Source organism: Terriglobus sp. ADX1 (assembly GCF_036877645.1).
Classification (GTDB): domain Bacteria; phylum Acidobacteriota; class Terriglobia; order Terriglobales; family Acidobacteriaceae; genus Terriglobus.
Genome location: NZ_JAEDXV010000006.1, coordinates 114,940 through 133,009 on the forward strand (window position 1 = coordinate 114,940; position 18,070 = coordinate 133,009).

Consider the following 18,070-nt stretch of genomic DNA (forward strand, 5'->3'; position numbering starts at 1 on the left):
GCTTCAGGTTAAAGGCGTCACGACGAGCGTGAGCTTGACCGATTGCGAAGTTGTGGTGCCGTTGGTAGCGCTGGCAGTGACGTGAAATGTGTATGTGCCTGGCCCCACATAGCGGAAACGTGGGTAACCACCGCTGCCGCAACCGATCAGAGAAAAAGACAGCAGACACAACAGCAGAGTGCCCTGAAGCCTGCGACGACGCAGCCAAAGGAGCATGGCCCCTGCAGGCAGGAAGCAAGCCAGCATGGTTGTGTCATGAAATAGGGGATTCAGCTTCGCGGTGTTAACACCCGTCACAGTTGTGACGGTGGCAGTGGAGGATTGCGATCCACTGTTCAATGTCACTGTCGAAGGCAACAGTGAACATGTAGCGTAGGCGACCGTGGCATCCGGTGTACAGGTGAGCGCTACAGTGCCCGCGAAACCATTCGTTGCCGTAACGCTCAGTGAATAAGTTGCCGCAATGCCTTGCTGTACCGTTGTCGAGGCGCTGGAACCACCGTTCACCGTCAATAGAAGTCCGCCCCCCGCGACACCACTCGCAGTCAAAGGCACGATCAACGGCGACGTCGGGTCAGTGCTTCGAATCGTAAGTGTACCGCTCGTATCACCTGTAAAAGATGGCGTGAAGGTAACACTCACGGAGCAGGACGATGCAGCATTCAGCGTTGGAATCCCGCAGGTGCTGGTCACGCTGAAGTCGCTGCTGGCGGTGAATCCGAGACCATCCACGGGGTCCGCTCCAACATTGCGCAGCGTGAATAATAGCGTCTTGCTGGAGCCGAGAGGAACATTGCCGAATACAAGCGATGTAGGCGCTACGGTAAGCAGTGGTTGTGTGCCAACACCGGACAATGCAACCAGTAATGGCAATGATGTTGCCGAAGTTGAGACAGAGAGCGTACCGCGGAGTGTGGCTGTAGAAGAAGGCGTAAATACTACGGCGATGGTGCAAGACGCGCCTGCGGCCAATGTGCCTCCAGCAGCAGGGCAAGGAGTCGATGAAGAAGACGATGTTGCCAGCGAGAAGTTTGTACCTGTAACGGCGACACGATTCATCGTGATAGAGACTGCGCCCGTATTCGTGAGTGTTGCGAATTGCGAACTGCTGGCGCCCACCAGTATGCGGCCGAAGTCGATGGATTGCGGCGCAAGAGAAACAGAAGCTGCGCTGCCTGTGCCTACCAGAGTTACGAATTCCAGCGACGCAACTGCGTCACTTTGAATCTCCAGCGTGCCTGCTGCCGTGCCAGTTGATTGCGGTTGGTAGTTCACGGCAATACTGCAGGTGCTTCCCACGGAAAGCGTTGCGCAGTTACCCGAAGCGACGAAGCCCGTAGAGGCGATGAGCTTCTGGACATGAACAGTTGTTGTGCCCGTATTGGCAAGTTCAATTAGCTGCGCAGGCGAGTTGCCACCGACCGCTGTATTGGAGAAGGTGAGTGAACTCTGGCTAAGTGAATAGGTCTGCAAGACGCCACCGCTGCTTGCAGCGGATGACGTGATTGGAGCCGCCTGGCCACTCAATGCGATGAATTGCGGGGCGTTGCTCGCATCGCTTTCGATGGTGATGCTGGAGCTATCGCTGCGTCCAGTCAGCAGAGCAGTGCTGCCGGTCACCTGATAGACAGGTGCATACGTCACGGTGATCGAGCAGCTTTGTCCCGGAGCCAGCGGCTGTCCGCAATCGGTCGTGGTGAGAAAGGGCGATTCCGACCGGATACGACGGACCGTGATGTTGGTACCAGCCGCTGCCGTTGCGGGATTCGTTACCGTAAGCGTTTGCGATGCCGTTTGTCCCGAGGTGACCTGACCAAACTGCAGCACCCCCAACGGGGAGATGTTGCCGGTGATGCTGAGGCTTCCAGATCCCTCGCCGTAGCCCTCCAGGTATCCCAGTCCGTTTTGCGTTGCTGAGCCATCCGTAGGCGTTCCAGACAGGAAGACAGTGCCAGTGATGTCGCCACTGATTTGTGGGACAAATTGTACTGTCAGATCGCAGCTTCCACCTCCTGCAAGGACATTACAGGTACTGGAAGCAACAGAGAAGTTGCGAGGTGCTGTAACGCTGAGCGTCAACGCTTTGCCGCTGAGATTATTCAGGTGCAATACGCGACTCACAGCAATACTGTCTGTTGCAGCCGAGCCGAAATTAACAGTGGTGTGTTCACCCGGAATGATCTGAATGCCTGAGGATTCTGAAGTGTACTGACCGGTGAGAGCAATGGCGTAAGTCGCAGTGGACGGTGCTCCCGCTGGCGATGTGGTGACAGGAATAGTAAGAACGCCGCTACTCAATGCGGCCGTTGGCTGATAAGTCACCGTAAGCGTGCAGGATGCACCTGCCGTAAGAGTCGAACAATTTCCGCTGATTGTGAAATGAGAATCGCTACTTGTAGGTGTGCCAATGCTCTGAGAGACAGCGCTTGTGTTCGTCAGCGTAATGGTCTGTTGTGTTGCGGCAATTCCTGGCACATTGTCAAAGCGAAGTTCGCCGGGAGCAAAACTGATTCCCGGATCCTCAGAGCCGATTCCTGTGAGCGTTGCAGTCGCGTTGCCAGCGGAAGTCTGCACGACGAGCTGACCGTTGCGTGTGCCGGTCGCCGTGGGAGCGAAGCGCATTGGGATAAAACAGCTTGCTCCTGGCTGTACTGCGGCAGCAATGCAGGACTCACCGCCTGTAGCTTCCGAACTGACATTGAAATCGCCGGTCGTTGTTGCACCAGAGGTCGTGACGACAGAGGAGGTCCCGTTGGTCAGCAGAAACACTGTAGCGGCGCTGGTGGTATGCACTGCAACCGGACCGAAGTCTTCCGTTAGAGGCGTGAGGATTAGTCCTGTCAGCGGTACGCCGTTCCCACTCACGATGACTGACGCAGGCTTGCCCGCGCTTGAGGAACTCAATGAGACCGTGGCAATGTCTGTCCCTTTCGTTGCGGGTTGAAACTGAATGCCGAGCCAGCAGTTCAGGCACGAACCTGTTGCGGTCGATGAAAAGCTGCTGGCAGTGGGCTGGCCATGACCATAGCCAATATCTTCAACAAGAATGACTCTGTAGGCGGCATCACTGGACGATGCCGTTGCCGATACGAGTCCCTGTTGCACCTTCAACCATTGCACGGACGGCGTATTCAGAGGTACATCGCCATAGATCAGGCCATTGTTCTGCGGAAGGATGGCAGTGCCGGTGCCGCTAAGCGAAACATAAGCAGGACTTACTGATCCTGCGGTGATCGCGAGCAATCCCTGGCGTAATCCCGCAGCGGACGGAGTGAACGTGACGTTCACTCTGCACGAAGCACCGCCTGCGAGCAGCGCAGGGCAATCGGTGGTCTGTGTGAAGTCACCGGTGATGGCAGTCTGCAACGCAAACGCCGCTGTACCAATATTTCCGATGGTTATGCTCTGGACCGCAGTTGACGCTGTTGTGACAGTGACGGGATCGCTGAATGTCAGTGATGTGGCGGAAACGGTCAGGTTCGGATTTGTTGACGAGCCCGTAATGGAGGGCTGGGGCAATGTTTCTCCCAGCACGGTGACCACTGTGTCATCCACCATGAGAGAGAGGGCATCGCTGCTGGGGGCAGTGACCGAGAGATAGCGGATGGCAATGCGGCAGATGGAGCGCGGTTGCAGAGTTGCAGAACATTCATCGGTCACCGTGAAGTTAGCATTTGTGGACGCTACAGCTGCGTGCGCCTGCGCGGTGTCGCTGGCATTGCTCACGTAGAGATAACGCGGCGTACGTATGCCATTTACATACTGGCGACCGAAATCGATTGTCGCGGCGGACAGCGAGGTTGCAGCAGCCTGCGCGTAGCCCGTGATTGAAATGTCGTAGTTGCCGACCTGCCAGGTTGCCGAAATTGCACTATCGTTCCCACTAAGTGCGGAAGGCATCAACGCAAGCGTGATCGTGCAGGAGCTATTGGGCGCAAGTGTCTTCTGTAAGCCGTCCGTGGTGGTGTTGCATGTGCTTGTCGATTGCGCGACGGAGTAGCTTGTAGAACCGGCGTTAATGCGGGCAGAGGAGAAGGTTTGTGTTGTGTCGCTCAAATTACGAATCGTGAGCGTACGCGTATTGGCTGTACTGGCGGAGGTGATGATGCCGAAATCCAACGCATGCGGTGTGAGAACGATCGCATTTGCAATGCGCGACGTGGAGGGCAGAGCAGTTGTGAATGCTGGTGCATTTGTTGCCTGTATTGTGATGGACCCTGCCGCTGTTCCAGCGAGCGCAATGCTGCATTCGGCCCCTGCTGCCAACGTGCTGCCGCACCCATTCGTTACGGTGTAATTCGTCGCATTGATCTGTAAGCCTGTTGCATCCACAGGCCCCAGGTTGCGGAGAATCAGGTTGGGATGATCATCAATGCTCAATGCCAGTTGCGGCGCAGTAGCATCGGGCACAAGCTGCGCGAGCAGCGCGGCAGACCCACTGCATGCGCTACCACTACAAGTGGCCAATGGAAGTGCATCCCGTACCGTAGAAAGAAAAGCGCTGTTCGGTGCCTGTACCAGTGGGAGATCGTAATGTTCCGTCGACAGTAGTTCGGAACTCAGCGTGGGAGCAACGGACGCGGCAAGCGCGACGTTGCCGGTACTCTGCAGCAGAATTCCGCCTTCCGTGACAGGAAGACTGGCGTAGCCGCTATTGTTTACAGGGATTCCGCCGATACGGGTAATACGATCCACTTTCCCGTCAGATCCCACGCGGAATGCGGCAGCGTCTCCCAGGTTTTCAAGCGGTTGTATCGGAAGCAGAGGAGTAGGAATAGAAGACGCAAACACCCATGCCTGCCCATTCTTTCCGGGTGTGATGGAAGAGAGCGAGACAAGCGATGAAGGCGCCAGCAGTGTGGAGGAAATGACCTGCGAACCATCCAGCGATAGACGCACTGCGCTTTGATAACTGAGAGCATTGGCAATCGGTTGTTGCGCAATGGTGAGAGGAAACAGACCAGCCGCGATATTGCCCGAAAGCAACAGTGAACCGCTGCCGTTAGAGTCCAATGCGGCTGAGGTCAATCCGCTGCCAGGAATGAAGGTTGAGAACAGAAAGCCATCGCCGGCAGCAGTGAGTTTTGTCACGAACCCAGATACGGGATAACTCGCCGCATAGCGCATGACAGGACTGAGCGCCGACGTTGTGGGATAGCCAGTCGCGGTTGTGGTGCCTGCGATATAGGCAGCGCCAGTGCTGTCTGCAACGATGGCTGCGGGTTGCGTGTCGCCGTTGGCTCCTGTCAGATACGTCGCGTATTGCAGTGTCCCGTTCGCCGCATTGAACGCCTCAACAAAACCGTTGCCGCTGCTATTCACCGCGGGCACCTGCTGGATACCGCCAGAGGTTACTGGCAGTGTGGCTGCGTAAATCCCCCCGGTGACGTAGACCGTAGAAGTAGTTGCGTCGATTGCCGTAACCGCAGTTTTCCCACTGCCAGCGAAGCTTAACCATTGCAGCGTCAGGTCAGACGAGAAGCGAGCAACGAATGAATTGGTTGTGCCGTCTGCGCGATTAGGAAATGCTGTGCCGCTTGTACCGGTGACGCTTCCCGTGGAAGTCGAAGTGCCGGCTACATAAACATTGCCGTTGGTGTCCAGCGCCAGCGCAATGCCTGTGTCACCAGCCTGGCCGATCTGGGTCTGTGTCAGCACTTGAGAACCATCAGCGCTCAGTTTGAGAATGCGAACGCCATCGTGCGCGTCAAACAGCGTATAAAGGTCGCCCGCTGCATCCTGCTTCAGTGAGCGGAACGCTCCTGCGTGGTTCAGTGATCGCAGCCCTAGCAGCGATACCTGTTGTGCGCAGGCCAAACCTGCGGTTGCAAGACACGCTATAAGAGTGGCAAAGAGTCTAAATTTCAATCGCATGCGCAGGCGGATTCCCGGCCACACTAGAACGGCGGCTGAGATTATTTACCCACGGACAAGGGGGCGGTGGGTGTCCTGTTCTGCTACGGGTACACCTTTGTGGGCGTAATCGTCCCAATACGGGACAGCAATGTATTTCTAGTTGTGCGACGCTAGACAGGAACGATGGTTTCCGGCTCGAGAAGATACCCGAAACCCCGGGAATGCATCTCTTTAATGAAGTCATCGTGGTTGTCATAGATGATGGCGTGCATCCCAAATGCTTCCGAAGCCTGAGTGTTTTCTGGCTTGTCATCTATAAAGAGGATGTTCTGCGGGGCCGTCTTCAGGCCATCCGCAGCTGCGGCGTAAATCTCCAGCTGTGGCTTCCGCAGCTTCAACGCGTAGGACCATACTGTGTGATGGAAGTTCGCAATCCAGTCAAACTGCGTGAGGATGCCCTCTGCCATGGCATCCGGCATATTGGAGAGGATGCCTGTACGGAAGCCATGCTGGTGCAGGGCAGCCACCCATTGCAGCATGGGCTGATTCATCTGCGTCCAAAGTGCAACATCCGCCGCCTTTAGGTCACACAGAACATCGTCGGAGATGGATGCGCCTGCGATCAGGCGCCAGTACGCATCCCCCGTAAGGACGCCTGCGTCATAGTCATCCCGGTATTTCCAGTAGCCGTTCTGAAGCTCCTCTTCGGACAGTTGCGAGATAGTGCGTATCTGCTCCCAGACGCGCGGATCAGGAGCGAGGCTTAAAACTTTACCAAAGTCGAAGAGGACGGCATGAATCTGGGACATGCGGTTGATTGTAGCTGCGAGTTCTTTCGATAGCATGAGTACCATGCACTTTGCTGCAAGGACAGATTTCGGTCATGAGTCGTCACCCTTCGGAGACGCGTTACAGCATGCAAAGCAGGATCCAGCATTCATTGACTTAACCGTGTCGAACCCGACTCGATGCGGCTTCGATTATTCGGCTATCCCGCTAAACGCACTGGCCACCGAAGCATCGCTTCATTACGATGCAAATTCGTTCGGCATGCAGTCTGCGCGTGATGCAGTTGCTGGTCTATACAGCGGTATATCTGCAGAGCAGATTCTTCTCACTGCAAGTACCAGCGAGGCGTACGGCTATCTTTTCAAGCTCCTCTGTGAGCCAGGGGATTCCGTACTTGTGCCATCGCCAAGCTACCCGTTGTTTGACTTGTTAGCGCGTCTGCATGATGTGGACCTGATCAAGTATCCGTTGGTCTATCACGATGGCTGGCAGATTGACCCCACATCGTTGGGAGCTGCAGTAACAACTCGCACACGGGGAATCATCGCGATCCATCCAAACAATCCAACAGGCCACTACTGCAGCGAAACAGATCGTGCAGTGCTGTATGACGTTGCGCGGCGGCATGATCTGCCGCTGATTGTTGACGAAGTTTTTCTGGACTACGGCATCGAAAATATGGAGCGCAGCTTCGCGATCCCGGATGCGCCTGTAACGACATTTGTCATGGGCGGATTGAGCAAGCTGATTGCGCTGCCGCAGATGAAGTTGGCATGGACCATTGTCTGCGGCCCTGAAGGAGACACGAGCAAAGCACTGCAGCGGCTGGAAGTCATTGCAGACACCTTCCTTTCTGTAGCGACGCCTGTGCAGATGGCACTCCCCACGTGGTTATCCGCGCGCCAGCAGGTTCAGCAGCAGATATTGCAACGCGTAAGAACGAATCTAGCCACGTTGGATGGCGCCATCCAAGGCGCTGTGGTCAGCAGACTCAAGGTAGAAGGCGGATGGTGTGCTGTCTTGCGCGTTCCGGCCGTTACCGACGACGTGGCCTTGGCAGTTCGATTGTTAGAAGAGGCGAGCGTGGCCGTGCATCCGGGTTCATTCTATGGCTTTCCAGAAAAAGGCTGGCTGGTCGTCAGTCTTCTTGGAAATCCAGAGCAATTTGTTGCAGGGCTACAACGGATGTTGCCGTTGCTGTAATTCGTACCGCGTTTTCCGCAGCCTCCTACCACATGGCTCGAGTCCTAGAATCGAACTATGGCGGATCGCGAATTTACCCATCTCCACCTTCACACCGATTACAGTCTGCTGGACGGCGCATGCGACGTTGATAAGCTCGCAGCGCACCTGAGCAAACTGGGCCAGAAGGCCGCCGCAATGACGGATCACGGCAACATCTATGGTGCCGTGCACTTTGCTGCAGCCATGGAGAAGAAGGGCATTAAGCCCATCATCGGATGTGAGTTGTACCTCTCCCAGACAGCAGATCACCGCGAAATGAGCGGAGGCTATAACCATTTCCTGTTGATCGCAGAAAATGACGAGGGCTATCGCAACCTTGTCCGTCTGACGAGTGAAGCAGCGGTACATGGTTTCTACCGCAAGCCGCGCGTCTCAAAAGAGTTCCTGTCGAAACACACCGAAGGTCTCATCGCTTTCAGCGGCTGCCTTGCCGGTGAGTTAAATCAACACCTGATGGCAGGGAAGTACGACGAGGCCAAGAAAACCGCAGGCGTGTTTCAGGACATGTTCGGCAAGGATAAGTTTTTTCTTGAGATTCAGGATCACGGACTGGAGCCAGACAAGGGTGTTTGTGACGCGCTGTTCAAGATGGAGAAGGATCTGAACATTCCTCTCATCGCAACGAACGACGCGCACTACGTCGCGAGTGACGACAGCCGCGCCCATGAGATTCTGCTCTGCGTACAAACGGCTGGTTCGATGAATGATCCGAATCGCTTCAAATTCGATACGCAGGAGTTCTACATCAAGTCTGCGGACGAGATGTATCGCACGTTCAAAGGTCACGAGGAGGTCTGCGAGCGCACGAATCAGTTTGTTGAACGCTGCAATGTAAAGCTGTCGAAGGTAAAGAATCCCTTCCCGCGCTTTCCTGTGCCGGAAGGCATGTCACTGGATGACTACTTTGAAAGCGTATGCCGCGAAGGCCTGAAGAAGCGTCTCGATACCGCCGTTGCACATCTGCGTTCGCGTGGTCTGCTGCGATACGAAATTGCCGACTACGAAGCGCGTCTGCAGCGAGAGATTGATTGTATTAAGAGCATGAAGTTCCCCGGCTACTTCATGATTGTGTGGGACTTCATTCGCTATGCGAAAGAGCAGGATATCCCTGTAGGTCCGGGACGTGGTTCGGCTGCTGGATCACTCGTTGCATACGTGATGGAGATCACGGACGTTGATCCGCTGCAGAATGAACTGCTGTTTGAGCGCTTCCTGAATCCGGAACGTATCAGCATGCCGGATATCGATATCGACTTCTGCATGAATCGTCGTGGCGAAGTCATCGAGTACGTAAAGCGCAAGTACGGTGAAGACCAGGTAGCGCAGATCATCACGTTCAACACGATGGCCGCGAAGGCTGCCATCAAGGACGTTGGTCGCGCACTGGAGATGCCATACGGCGAGGTGGATCGCATCGCAAAGATGATCCCCGCAACCATCGGCATCACGATTGATCAAGCGCTGAAGGATTCGCCACCGCTGGCGCAGGCTTATGAGGGCAATCCGCAGGTTCGAGAAATCATCGACAATGCGATGCGCCTTGAGGGGCTGGTGCGCGGCGCTGGTGTTCACGCAGCTGGTGTTGTGATTGCACCGCAACCTCTGACGGAACTTGTTCCGGTCACATTGACCAAGACCGACGATCTGGTTACGGCGTATGACATGAAGGCCGTCGAAAAGATGGGCTTGCTCAAGATGGACTTTCTTGGGCTCACCACTCTTACTGTGATTGACGACTGCTTGAAGCTCATCAAGAGCAATCGTGGCGACACGGTCGAAATGGCGAAGATCCCGCTGGATGATGCGGAGACGTACGAAAAGGTCTTCCATAAAGCGCTGACCAGCGGCGTGTTCCAGTTTGAATCGGGCGGTATGCGTGACGTTCTGCGCCGCTACAAACCGACAACTGTAGAAGACCTGACCGCTCTCAACGCGTTGTATCGCCCTGGTCCAATTCAGGGCGGCATGATCGATGACTTCATCGAACGCAAATGGGGACGCCGTCCGGTGGAGTATCTGCTGGATGGCCTGGAGCCGTTGCTGAAGGAGACTCTGGGCGTCATCGTCTACCAGGAGCAGGTGATGCAGATCTCCTCGGTCATCGCTGGCTACTCGCTGGGCGGCGCTGATCTGTTGCGTCGAGCGATGGGTAAGAAAGATCCCGCGGCCATGGCGGAGCAGAAAGATATTTTCATGAAGGGTGCTGCAGAACGTAAGCATCCTAAGGAAAAGGCTGGCGCACTGTTTGACTTGATCCTGCAATTTGCAGGCTACGGCTTCAATAAGTCGCACTCTTCGGCGTATGCATTGCTGGCGTATCACACGGCATATCTGAAGACGCATTATCCGGTGGAGTTCATGGCGGCACTGCTGACCAGCGAAACTTCAAAGCCGGAAAACGTGGTGAAGTACATCCAGGAATGCCGCGAGATGGGCATCACCGTGCTGCCGCCGGATGTACAGATTTCCGACGCGAACTTTACACCCAGTGGCGATGCGATTCGTTTCGGACTGGCCGCGATTAAGAACGTTGGCGGCAATGCAATTGAGACCATCGTGCAATCGCGAAACAAACTGAAAGCAGAAGGAAAGCCCGGCTTCAGTTCGCTATGGGATTTCTGCGAACAGGTTGAACTCCGTCTGCTGAATAAGCGTGTGTTGGAGTCGTTGATTAAGGCCGGCGCGATGGATACTTTTGGTCCGCGTGCTCGAGTATTTGCTGCAGTCGACAAGGCGATGGAGCGCGCGCAGAAGTCGCAGCGTGATGCAGCCAGCGGACAGAGTGGTCTCTTTGGTTTGTTTGATGCATCGCCATTTGCTGATGCGGCGGCTGCACCGGAAGACGATCTGCCAAAGGTTCCTGACTGGGACGAGCATGAGCGGCTTCAGAACGAGAAGGAAGTGCTTGGCTTCTTCGTCAGCGGCCATCCGATGGATAAGTATCGTGAGAAGCTGCGTAACATCAAGGGCGTTCTTGATACGGCAACGGCATGTGAGATGAAGCCGGAACCTGTTGTCTTTCAACGTGGCCAACGTGAGCCGCAGAATGAAATCCAGATTGCGGGTGTGATCTCTGGTCTGAAGGTGGCTAAGAGCAAGCGCAGCGGAGAGATGTATGCTTCCGCCATCCTTGAAGACACAGTTGGCAAGATCGATCTGATTGCATTTCCAAAGGACTACGAGAAGCTTCAGGAGAAACTGAAGATCGATGTCCCGGTGCTTGTTCGTGGTTCGTTACGCGGTGAAGAAGACTCTGCGCCGAAGTTGTCCGTAACAGCTATTACGGCTTTAGAAGATGTGCAGATCAAACTACCGGAAGCTCTGCGTATTCGGGTTCCGCTGCATCATCCGGATGCTGCGCTGCTGGAGAAACTGGCGACGCTATTTCAAGAACGCCCCGGACCGGGCAAGCTACTGCTTGATCTGGAAGAGCCGGGTGAGTTCTGTGCTGTGCTGGAACCACAAGGATTCAGCGTATGCGCTGACCGTCTTTTCATTGATCAGGTGGAAGATTTGATCGGCGCAGGAGCGGTTAAGGTCATCAACTAACGAAACAAGAAGCGCAATGGGAGCATGGACCAAACCATGCTCCCATTGTGTTTGTGTTTAACGGACCTTGTGCACGTCAGGCATCTTATCGAAAATTTTGTCGACGGCTTTTTCGCCCTTCTTTGCGTTCTTGTCCGGATTCTTTGAAAGATCATCTACGGCAGTTCCGCGGAAGATGAGTTGGTGAGTCCGTGCGTCATACACGTCGATAGCCAGGGTTCCTACCGGAATGTTGTAGACCGTTGTGGTGGCCGGTCCGCCGCCCCAACGTCCCCAGCCATACCAACCGCCCCAACCTCCATATCCCCAACCGGGACCAAAGCCGTTGTAAAACGTGGTGTATTCCTGACGATTGCGGACGTCGCCAATCGCAGTCACGGCAAGGTCGCCGCCCTGTGGCACTTCACGGAAACCACGTTCTGTCAGCGAAGCGGCAATGTTACTCCGCAGACGATTCTCTTTAATGCTGTCAGACGCGTGGACACGATAGACCGAGAAGGTGTGGTACTGCTGAAAGTTCGCGTTGTGGTCATAGTCTGTGCGGACGTCCTGTGCCGCGGCAAAACTCAATGATCCAGCCAGTGCGAGCGAAAGTGCGAAACGACGTATCCGTGCGGGGCTGCTCATGGGCAACACCTCCATAATGGATAGGACGCGGCTTATCTCCTTACGGATGTTGAAGAAATCACGCCACCGAGCGTCTGAAATGACACTAGCCTTCGTCTCATGGAGGAGAGGGAATCTGAATGTTGCGTGACCACAAGGCAATTGCTTATGCGCTGATGCGTCTGGCACTGGGGATGAACATCTTCGGACATGGGTTTTTCCGCATTCTCAGCGGAGTGGGCAACTTCGCGAACGGAATGGCGCAGGGAATGGACAAGGGCCCACTGCCACATGCGTTGTCTCTGAGCTTTGGCTATTGCATCCCCTGGATCGAGTTGACGCTTGGGGCGCTCATCATCCTGGGCTTGTTCACCCGGTTTGCCTTGGCCGCAGGTGCGTTCATGATGGTGGCACTAACATTTGGCACCACATCCGTTCAGAACTGGAACGGTGCGGGTACACAACTGATGTACAGCTTTATCTTCTTTGCCATGTTGTGGCTGGTAGAGGTGAACAGTATTTCGGCGGATGGGCTCCTGTCGCGCCGCAAGTGAGAAGCAGCCGTTATAATCGGCAGGAGCCCTCGCGGGCGTTTGGATATAAACCCTGATGGCAGAGACAGAAGCAAAGCCCGTTGCCGCTCCAGTGCCGGAGGCGTGGCGTAAGACTGAGGTAGCACGGGACCCGCAGCGCCTCCATCCCATGAACTTCATAGACGCGATCTTTACCGATCAGAGCGAAATCCACGGCGACCGCAGTTTTGGCGATGATCCAGCGATGTTTGCCGGTATGGCTCGCTTTAATGGCGATGAAGTTCTGGTTATCTGCAACCGCAAGGGACGCAATGTAAAGGAGCGCATGCAGTATCGATTCGGTTCTCCGGAACCGGAGGGCTATCGCAAGGCTCTGCGCGCCATGAAAATTGCGGAGAAGTTCAACAAGCCCGTTTTCAGTTTCCTCGATCTGGCTGGTGCCTACCCCGGTTTGGGAGCGGAAGAACGCGGACAGGGTGAGGCGATTGCCCGCAACCTTATCGAAATGTCACGGCTGCGCGTTCCCACCATCACTGTTATCACTGGCGAGGGGGGTTCCGGTGGAGCACTTGCACTGGCTGTTGCGGACCGCGTCTTGATGCTGGAAAACGCGATTTATTCTGTGATCTCTCCCGAAGGCTGCGCTTCCATCATGTGGAAGGACGCTACCAAGCGGCAGCAGGCTGCAGAAGCGCTGAAATATACCGCTCCTGATGTTTCACGTCTGGGCTGCGTGGACGGTGTGATTGCCGAACCCGCAGGTGGCGCACAGGACAAGCCAGAAGAAGCAATAGCCTTGGTTCGCGCGGCACTGGAAAAGAATTACGCGGAACTGCAGTCTCAGTCGGTGGATGAACTCCTTGCGGCGCGTTACAACAAGTTCCGCAATATTGCTGCGTTTTACGCGACGGCTTGAGGCTGCCTTCGTCTAATACCGGAACCCTCTGGGAAGGCGACACGGATGCCATTTGCAAAACATTCTCTGCACAAACCGTCACGTCCAGCGGCGACATTTCTCTTGTCCGCCGCATGGACCGTGCTTTCGCTGCTTTCTGCCGGCGAACTGTCGCGGCTTGTGCCAGTAATGTGGACAGACGTTGCGCGTGAGGTGATCGCCGCGCTTCTTCTTATGGGCGGCTTTTATGCCATGGCGCGAGTTTGGGTGCCGGAGCTGCGACCACTCAGCAGCATTGGATTTGTACGCCGCCCAGGAATCGCTGGGGAGTTGGGACGCGGTGTCGCTCTGGGGTGGGGGATTGCCATCGCACTGGTTCTGCCTGCGCTCCTGACCGGCAACCTCTCCATGCAATTTGGTTTTGATGGGCCCACTCTTCTGCGGACGTTGCTGAGCGTACTTGTTCTGATCGCATTTGCTCTCGTCGTGCAGCTCATACTCGCTGGGCTACCGCTGCAGCTACTGGTGAAGGCCTCCAGCCCCGGTTGGGCTTCTGCAGCAACCATCTTTGTTGTGACCATGCTGGCCATCACCGGTACGGCGTCGCAGGGAAGGACGTTGCCCGTCATGGTGTTGGCGGCATCCATTTTCGTGACGGGCTTCCTACGGACACGTGCGCTCTGGTTTTCCCTGGGCGTGCAACTTGGCTGGTCCCTTGTCTTGCAGATCCTGTTCGGTTCCAGCTCTCCATATACACCGGTCACCTTTGGAATCATTCAGAGTGGCGCGGATGGTCCCATCTGGTTGACTGGCGGACCGTTCGGGCCAGAGGCATCCCTTGTGACAGTGCTCGTTCTCGTTGCTGCACTCGTCGGTGTCTTCCGGCTCACGAAGGATTACGCGTGGCATTACACGTGGCAGCCACTGGAAGGCGCAGGGCACCCGATGGATGTGCCGCCTCCAGCAGAGCATCTGCGGGAAGAGAAGCGCCAGGCGGCGGCCGCTCCGTTGATCCAGATTGGCGGACTGCAAACCCCGCAGATTCCGTATAGCGAACCTCGCGATCCAGCATAACGACAGCCACCCGGCGCCCCCGGACTTGCATCATGACGTGTGTTGGGTCTACAGTGCGTGTCATTGGGGTGCCCGTCCCATGCGTCACAAAATTGCCGCCATCGTGCTCAGTATTACTGCCGCGTGCAGTTGCGTTCTCTTTGCGCAACAGGCTCAGACCGTAGGGCCAATGCCGCAACGGGATGTCTTCGTGGTCGGTCCAGACACTTCAGTCGGCGACCCTCTTCGTGACTTCAAGCCAACCCGCGTGGAATACACGCAGGATCCCATGGACATTGCCGGCAGGCGGGAGCTGGTGCGCATGCTGCTGATGGAGCAAGGATTCGCACATCGTTCTTTGCCATTGGGGGCGCCGGGACTGGTTCTGCATGCGAACGGACGTCTCACGGTTGATAACGACAGCCTGAAGAAGCGCATGTTCAAAGACGGCATGAGCGCGGCTGCAGGCGACCGCATCATGGTCACCGACATCAACGTCCTCGCAGACCGTATCGATATCGACATCAACGGCGGTCCCTATCTGCCGCACCGGTTCCTGCGCCACATTTCCATCAACGACATGCCACTGGCGGGTGACGGCGTTATGGGCGAACGCCCCACAGGTACGCGCATCACGTTGCTGTTTGAAGGCCGCACTCCGCGTGTGTCTGCGGCTGAGGTGAAGGCGTTGCTGGAACCTCTTCTTGACTTTGGCCTGAAGAGCTCCGAACAGGCCTATGCGGATACGCTACCTGATCCCATCCGAAATGCCATCCTGGAGCACGAAGTCCTGGTAGGCATGAATCGCCGGATGGTGCTGGCCTCCTTAGGACAACCTGACACCAAGCTCCGTGAGCGTGCTGCCGACAGTAGTGACGGCGAAGTCTTCGAAGAATGGATCTACGGTAAAACTCCGCAGTCGATCCGTTTCGTGCGATTCCGTGCAGACCGCGTGGTGTTGATGAAACTGGCCGCGCTAGGCAAGCCGATTGAAGTGCATGACAAGGATGAACTTGCGGGATACCGCGATCCCGCGCTGACGCATGAAGTGTCGCTGGGCGACGCCAAAGCGGGAACCGCGGAAACAGAAGCGAAACCCAAGGCTCCTTCTCTGCGGCTTCCTTCCGATCGTCCGGCGGACCAAACCGCGCCCACCCCCACACAGCCCAAAGCGGATAAGGTTGCCGTGAACGATGCACCGCATCTGCAGTAGCCTTTGGCTGAGATAGAATGAAAAAGTTGCGCGACAGGGCCTGCGATCTCCACGTGGCTGCCCGCAGACCGATGTATTGTTAGTCGGACCACTCGCGAATCACATTTTTCGGCGTAAGGAAGACGCCAACCGAAGGGAACTACCCATGGCGAAGATTGCCAAGACCGGTGATCGCAAGAAGGCGATGGACACCACCAAGAGCACGGACTGCCCGAAGTGCGGCAAGCCGACCCGTATCGTGAAGCGCGTGAAGGACCGCGACCGCGGCACCCCAGGCGGCATGTATATCTCCTGCTCTGCGTGTGATTTCTTCGAGCGCCTCTAAACCAGGACTTGAAGTATGCGAAAGCCCGGGAATCCCGGGCTTTTCTCTTTTTGCGGGAATTTCAATCAGGCATGTGCGGCTGCAATTTCGGAAAGAATTGCTGCGGCAGCACTTGCCGGATCGGCTGCCCGTGTAATCGGTCGACCGACGACCATCATGTTCGCCCCACGGCGAATCGCATCGGCGGGAGTTGCAATGCGATTCTGGTCGTCCTTTGCGCCGGACGCGGGGCGGATTCCAGGGACCACTAACAGCGCGTCTTTCGCGCGGCTGGAACGGATGCCGAGAACCTCTTCAGGCGAGCAGACAAGGCCGTCTATACCAGCGTCTGTTGCCATCTCCGCCAGTCGGAGTACCTGTTCGGCGGGTGTGGTTGCAATGCCGGTTGCGTGAAGCTGTGCTGCATCCATGCTGGTCAGCACGGTAACGGCCATTAGGCGAGGCTTCTGCGTCAGGCCATCCGCAGCTTCTTTGGCAGCAGCCAGCATCACTGGGCCCCCAACGGCGTGCAGCGTCAGAAGACTTGCGCCGCTTGCGGAGGCGGTACGAACCGCACTCGCTACGGTATTGGGGATGTCGTGCAGTTTCAGGTCGAGAAACACGTCATAACCGCGCTCGCGAATGGCTTCCACGACGCCACGGCCTTCGGCCAGATAAAGTTCCAGTCCCACTTTGAACCAGCGTATGTTGCCCTCAAGCCTCTCCACCATATCCAGCGCTTGCGCGCGATTCGGGAAGTCAAGGGCAACGATAAGGTGATCGGCTGGATTCATGTTTCCAGTGTAGCGGCTTATGCTGAAGGTATGGATGGCAGGGAAGACTGGATAGCGCTCACAATTGCGGGTTTTGATCCGTCGTCTGGCGCAGGCATTACCGCAGACCTGCAGGTGTTTGCAGCGCATGGCGTCTTCGGCATATCAGCTATCAGTGCACTTACGGTGCAATCGACTCTGGGCGTGCGAAAGGTGCAGCCAGTCGATGCGGTATTGTTGCGCGAAACCCTCGAAACACTGCACGAGGACATGCCGCCACACGGCATCAAAATCGGCATGTTAGGTGGCGCGGAACAGGTTACGGAGGTTGTTCGCTATCTCAGTGGTTTTGAAGGGAAGAGGCCTGTCGTTGTTTTGGACCCGGTCATCCGCTCATCCTCAGGCGCGCCGTTACTGGATGCAGATGGGCTGCGACAACTTCGCGACGAACTTCTACCTTTAGTGGATGTCGTTACGCCGAATGTTGGCGAACTCGCGCTCCTGGCAGATTCTCAATCCAACGATGACGCCGGCATTCAATCTGCCGCTGAACAGCTTGCGCTGCGATTTGGATGTGCTGTCGTGGTGACCGGTGGTGATCGAGAAAAACCGGATGATCTTGTATTTGCCGATGGCGTATGGACTCGCTTGCATGGACAGCACATCGCGACGAACGCCACGCACGGAACCGGATGCGCGTTTTCTTCTTCGATGCTGTGTCATTTGTTGCAAAGCATGCCTGTAGTCGATGCGGCGCGAGAAGCAAAAGCATTTGTTGCAGAGGCAATGCGTACAGCAACACCTCGCGGTAGCGGACGGGGTCCCATGAACCTTTTGTGGCCTGTCTTGCGACACTCATCGCGCTAATGTGACATCTTGGGAACGCCGATGAGCGGTACATGTCTACCGCTGCCAATGTTCTTGCCGCCCCGATGCTTCCGCGCCCCCAGTTTGCACCGAAGCTGCCATCACAGCAGCCACAGCGTCCTTCGCCAACACGTCGTAGGCCCTCGCGTGCGCAGGGACGCGCGCTGGAAATTCTGAGCCATGCTATTGAATACCTCGTAGATTCGCGGCTGTACGAGACATGGGATTCTCCAGCCGACGCGGAAGCAGTTCACACACTCATGACATGCTCGCGTGCGGTGTTTGCCGATTGCGAAGAGGTCATGAGCTGGCAACAGCGACTCCAGCGCACACTGATGCGCCGTCTGCATTCCGCCCCCGGCCACACTCGCTAGGCGAACCTCAGCT

At 56.2% G+C, this 18,070-nt stretch carries 13 protein-coding genes; 9 read left to right on the forward strand and 4 right to left on the reverse strand.

The window, feature by feature from the left end:
• Window positions 1–3: 3 nt before the first annotated feature.
• Together JAO32_RS06015 and JAO32_RS06020 are read right to left on the reverse strand one after the other, a co-directional pair.
• Window positions 4–5,874 carry a choice-of-anchor D domain-containing protein gene (locus tag JAO32_RS06015; protein WP_334238504.1) on the reverse strand — a complete coding sequence of 1,957 codons (5,871 nt, stop codon included), beginning with the start codon at window positions 5,872–5,874 and terminating at the stop codon, window positions 4–6.
• A gap of 152 nt (window positions 5,875–6,026) precedes the next feature.
• The gene (locus tag JAO32_RS06020) at window positions 6,027–6,665 is read right to left on the reverse strand and encodes an HAD family hydrolase (RefSeq protein ID WP_334238506.1); all 639 of its coding nucleotides are present in this window, start codon (window positions 6,663–6,665) and stop codon (window positions 6,027–6,029) included.
• Here JAO32_RS06020 and JAO32_RS06025 point away from each other — a divergent pair.
• Complete coding sequence (locus JAO32_RS06025; RefSeq protein WP_334238507.1) at window positions 6,664–7,848, forward strand: pyridoxal phosphate-dependent aminotransferase; 1,185 nt, start codon at window positions 6,664–6,666, stop codon at window positions 7,846–7,848. The genes JAO32_RS06020 and JAO32_RS06025 overlap by 2 nt on opposite strands.
• Before the next feature lie 57 nt (window positions 7,849–7,905).
• A complete protein-coding gene (dnaE, locus tag JAO32_RS06030; protein WP_334238508.1) occupies window positions 7,906–11,439 on the forward strand; it encodes a DNA polymerase III subunit alpha in 3,534 nt (1,177 codons plus the stop codon).
• A 57-nt stretch (window positions 11,440–11,496) separates the two neighbouring features.
• Here dnaE and JAO32_RS06035 read toward each other — a convergent pair whose 3' ends face one another.
• Window positions 11,497–12,066 (reverse strand): DUF4136 domain-containing protein, encoded by a 570-nt coding sequence (locus JAO32_RS06035; RefSeq protein ID WP_334238509.1) that lies wholly within the window; start codon window positions 12,064–12,066, stop codon window positions 11,497–11,499.
• Between the two features lie 119 nt (window positions 12,067–12,185).
• On the opposite strand from JAO32_RS06035, the gene JAO32_RS06040 reads away from it, so the two are divergent.
• From JAO32_RS06040 to JAO32_RS06060, 5 genes are all read left to right on the forward strand, one after another.
• Entirely contained in the window at window positions 12,186–12,599 is a 414-nt protein-coding gene (locus JAO32_RS06040; RefSeq protein ID WP_334238512.1) for a DoxX family protein, read from the forward strand.
• A 55-nt stretch (window positions 12,600–12,654) separates the two neighbouring features.
• On the forward strand, window positions 12,655–13,494 hold the full coding sequence (locus tag JAO32_RS06045; RefSeq protein WP_334238514.1) for an acetyl-CoA carboxylase carboxyltransferase subunit alpha: 840 nt from the start codon (window positions 12,655–12,657) through the stop codon (window positions 13,492–13,494).
• Between the two features lie 45 nt (window positions 13,495–13,539).
• The gene (locus tag JAO32_RS06050) at window positions 13,540–14,547 is read left to right on the forward strand and encodes a hypothetical protein (RefSeq protein WP_334238515.1); all 1,008 of its coding nucleotides are present in this window, start codon (window positions 13,540–13,542) and stop codon (window positions 14,545–14,547) included.
• Between the two features lie 79 nt (window positions 14,548–14,626).
• Window positions 14,627–15,739 carry a hypothetical protein gene (locus tag JAO32_RS06055; protein ID WP_334238517.1) on the forward strand — a complete coding sequence of 371 codons (1,113 nt, stop codon included), beginning with the start codon at window positions 14,627–14,629 and terminating at the stop codon, window positions 15,737–15,739.
• A 145-nt stretch (window positions 15,740–15,884) separates the two neighbouring features.
• Window positions 15,885–16,064: a hypothetical protein gene (locus JAO32_RS06060; RefSeq protein WP_047487345.1), complete on the forward strand. Its 180-nt coding sequence runs from the start codon at window positions 15,885–15,887 to the stop codon at window positions 16,062–16,064.
• Window positions 16,065–16,129: 65 nt separating this feature from the next.
• Here the strand turns inward: JAO32_RS06060 and pyrF are convergent, their stop codons facing one another.
• Window positions 16,130–16,837 carry an orotidine-5'-phosphate decarboxylase gene (pyrF, locus tag JAO32_RS06065; protein ID WP_334238521.1) on the reverse strand — a complete coding sequence of 236 codons (708 nt, stop codon included), beginning with the start codon at window positions 16,835–16,837 and terminating at the stop codon, window positions 16,130–16,132.
• A gap of 30 nt (window positions 16,838–16,867) precedes the next feature.
• On the opposite strand from pyrF, the gene thiD reads away from it, so the two are divergent.
• Window positions 16,868–17,683 (forward strand): bifunctional hydroxymethylpyrimidine kinase/phosphomethylpyrimidine kinase, encoded by an 816-nt coding sequence (thiD, locus tag JAO32_RS06070; RefSeq protein WP_334238523.1) that lies wholly within the window; start codon window positions 16,868–16,870, stop codon window positions 17,681–17,683.
• 32 nt (window positions 17,684–17,715) lie between these two features.
• Window positions 17,716–18,057 carry a hypothetical protein gene (locus JAO32_RS06075; RefSeq protein WP_334238525.1) on the forward strand — a complete coding sequence of 114 codons (342 nt, stop codon included), beginning with the start codon at window positions 17,716–17,718 and terminating at the stop codon, window positions 18,055–18,057.
• Window positions 18,058–18,070: the final 13 nt, after the last annotated feature.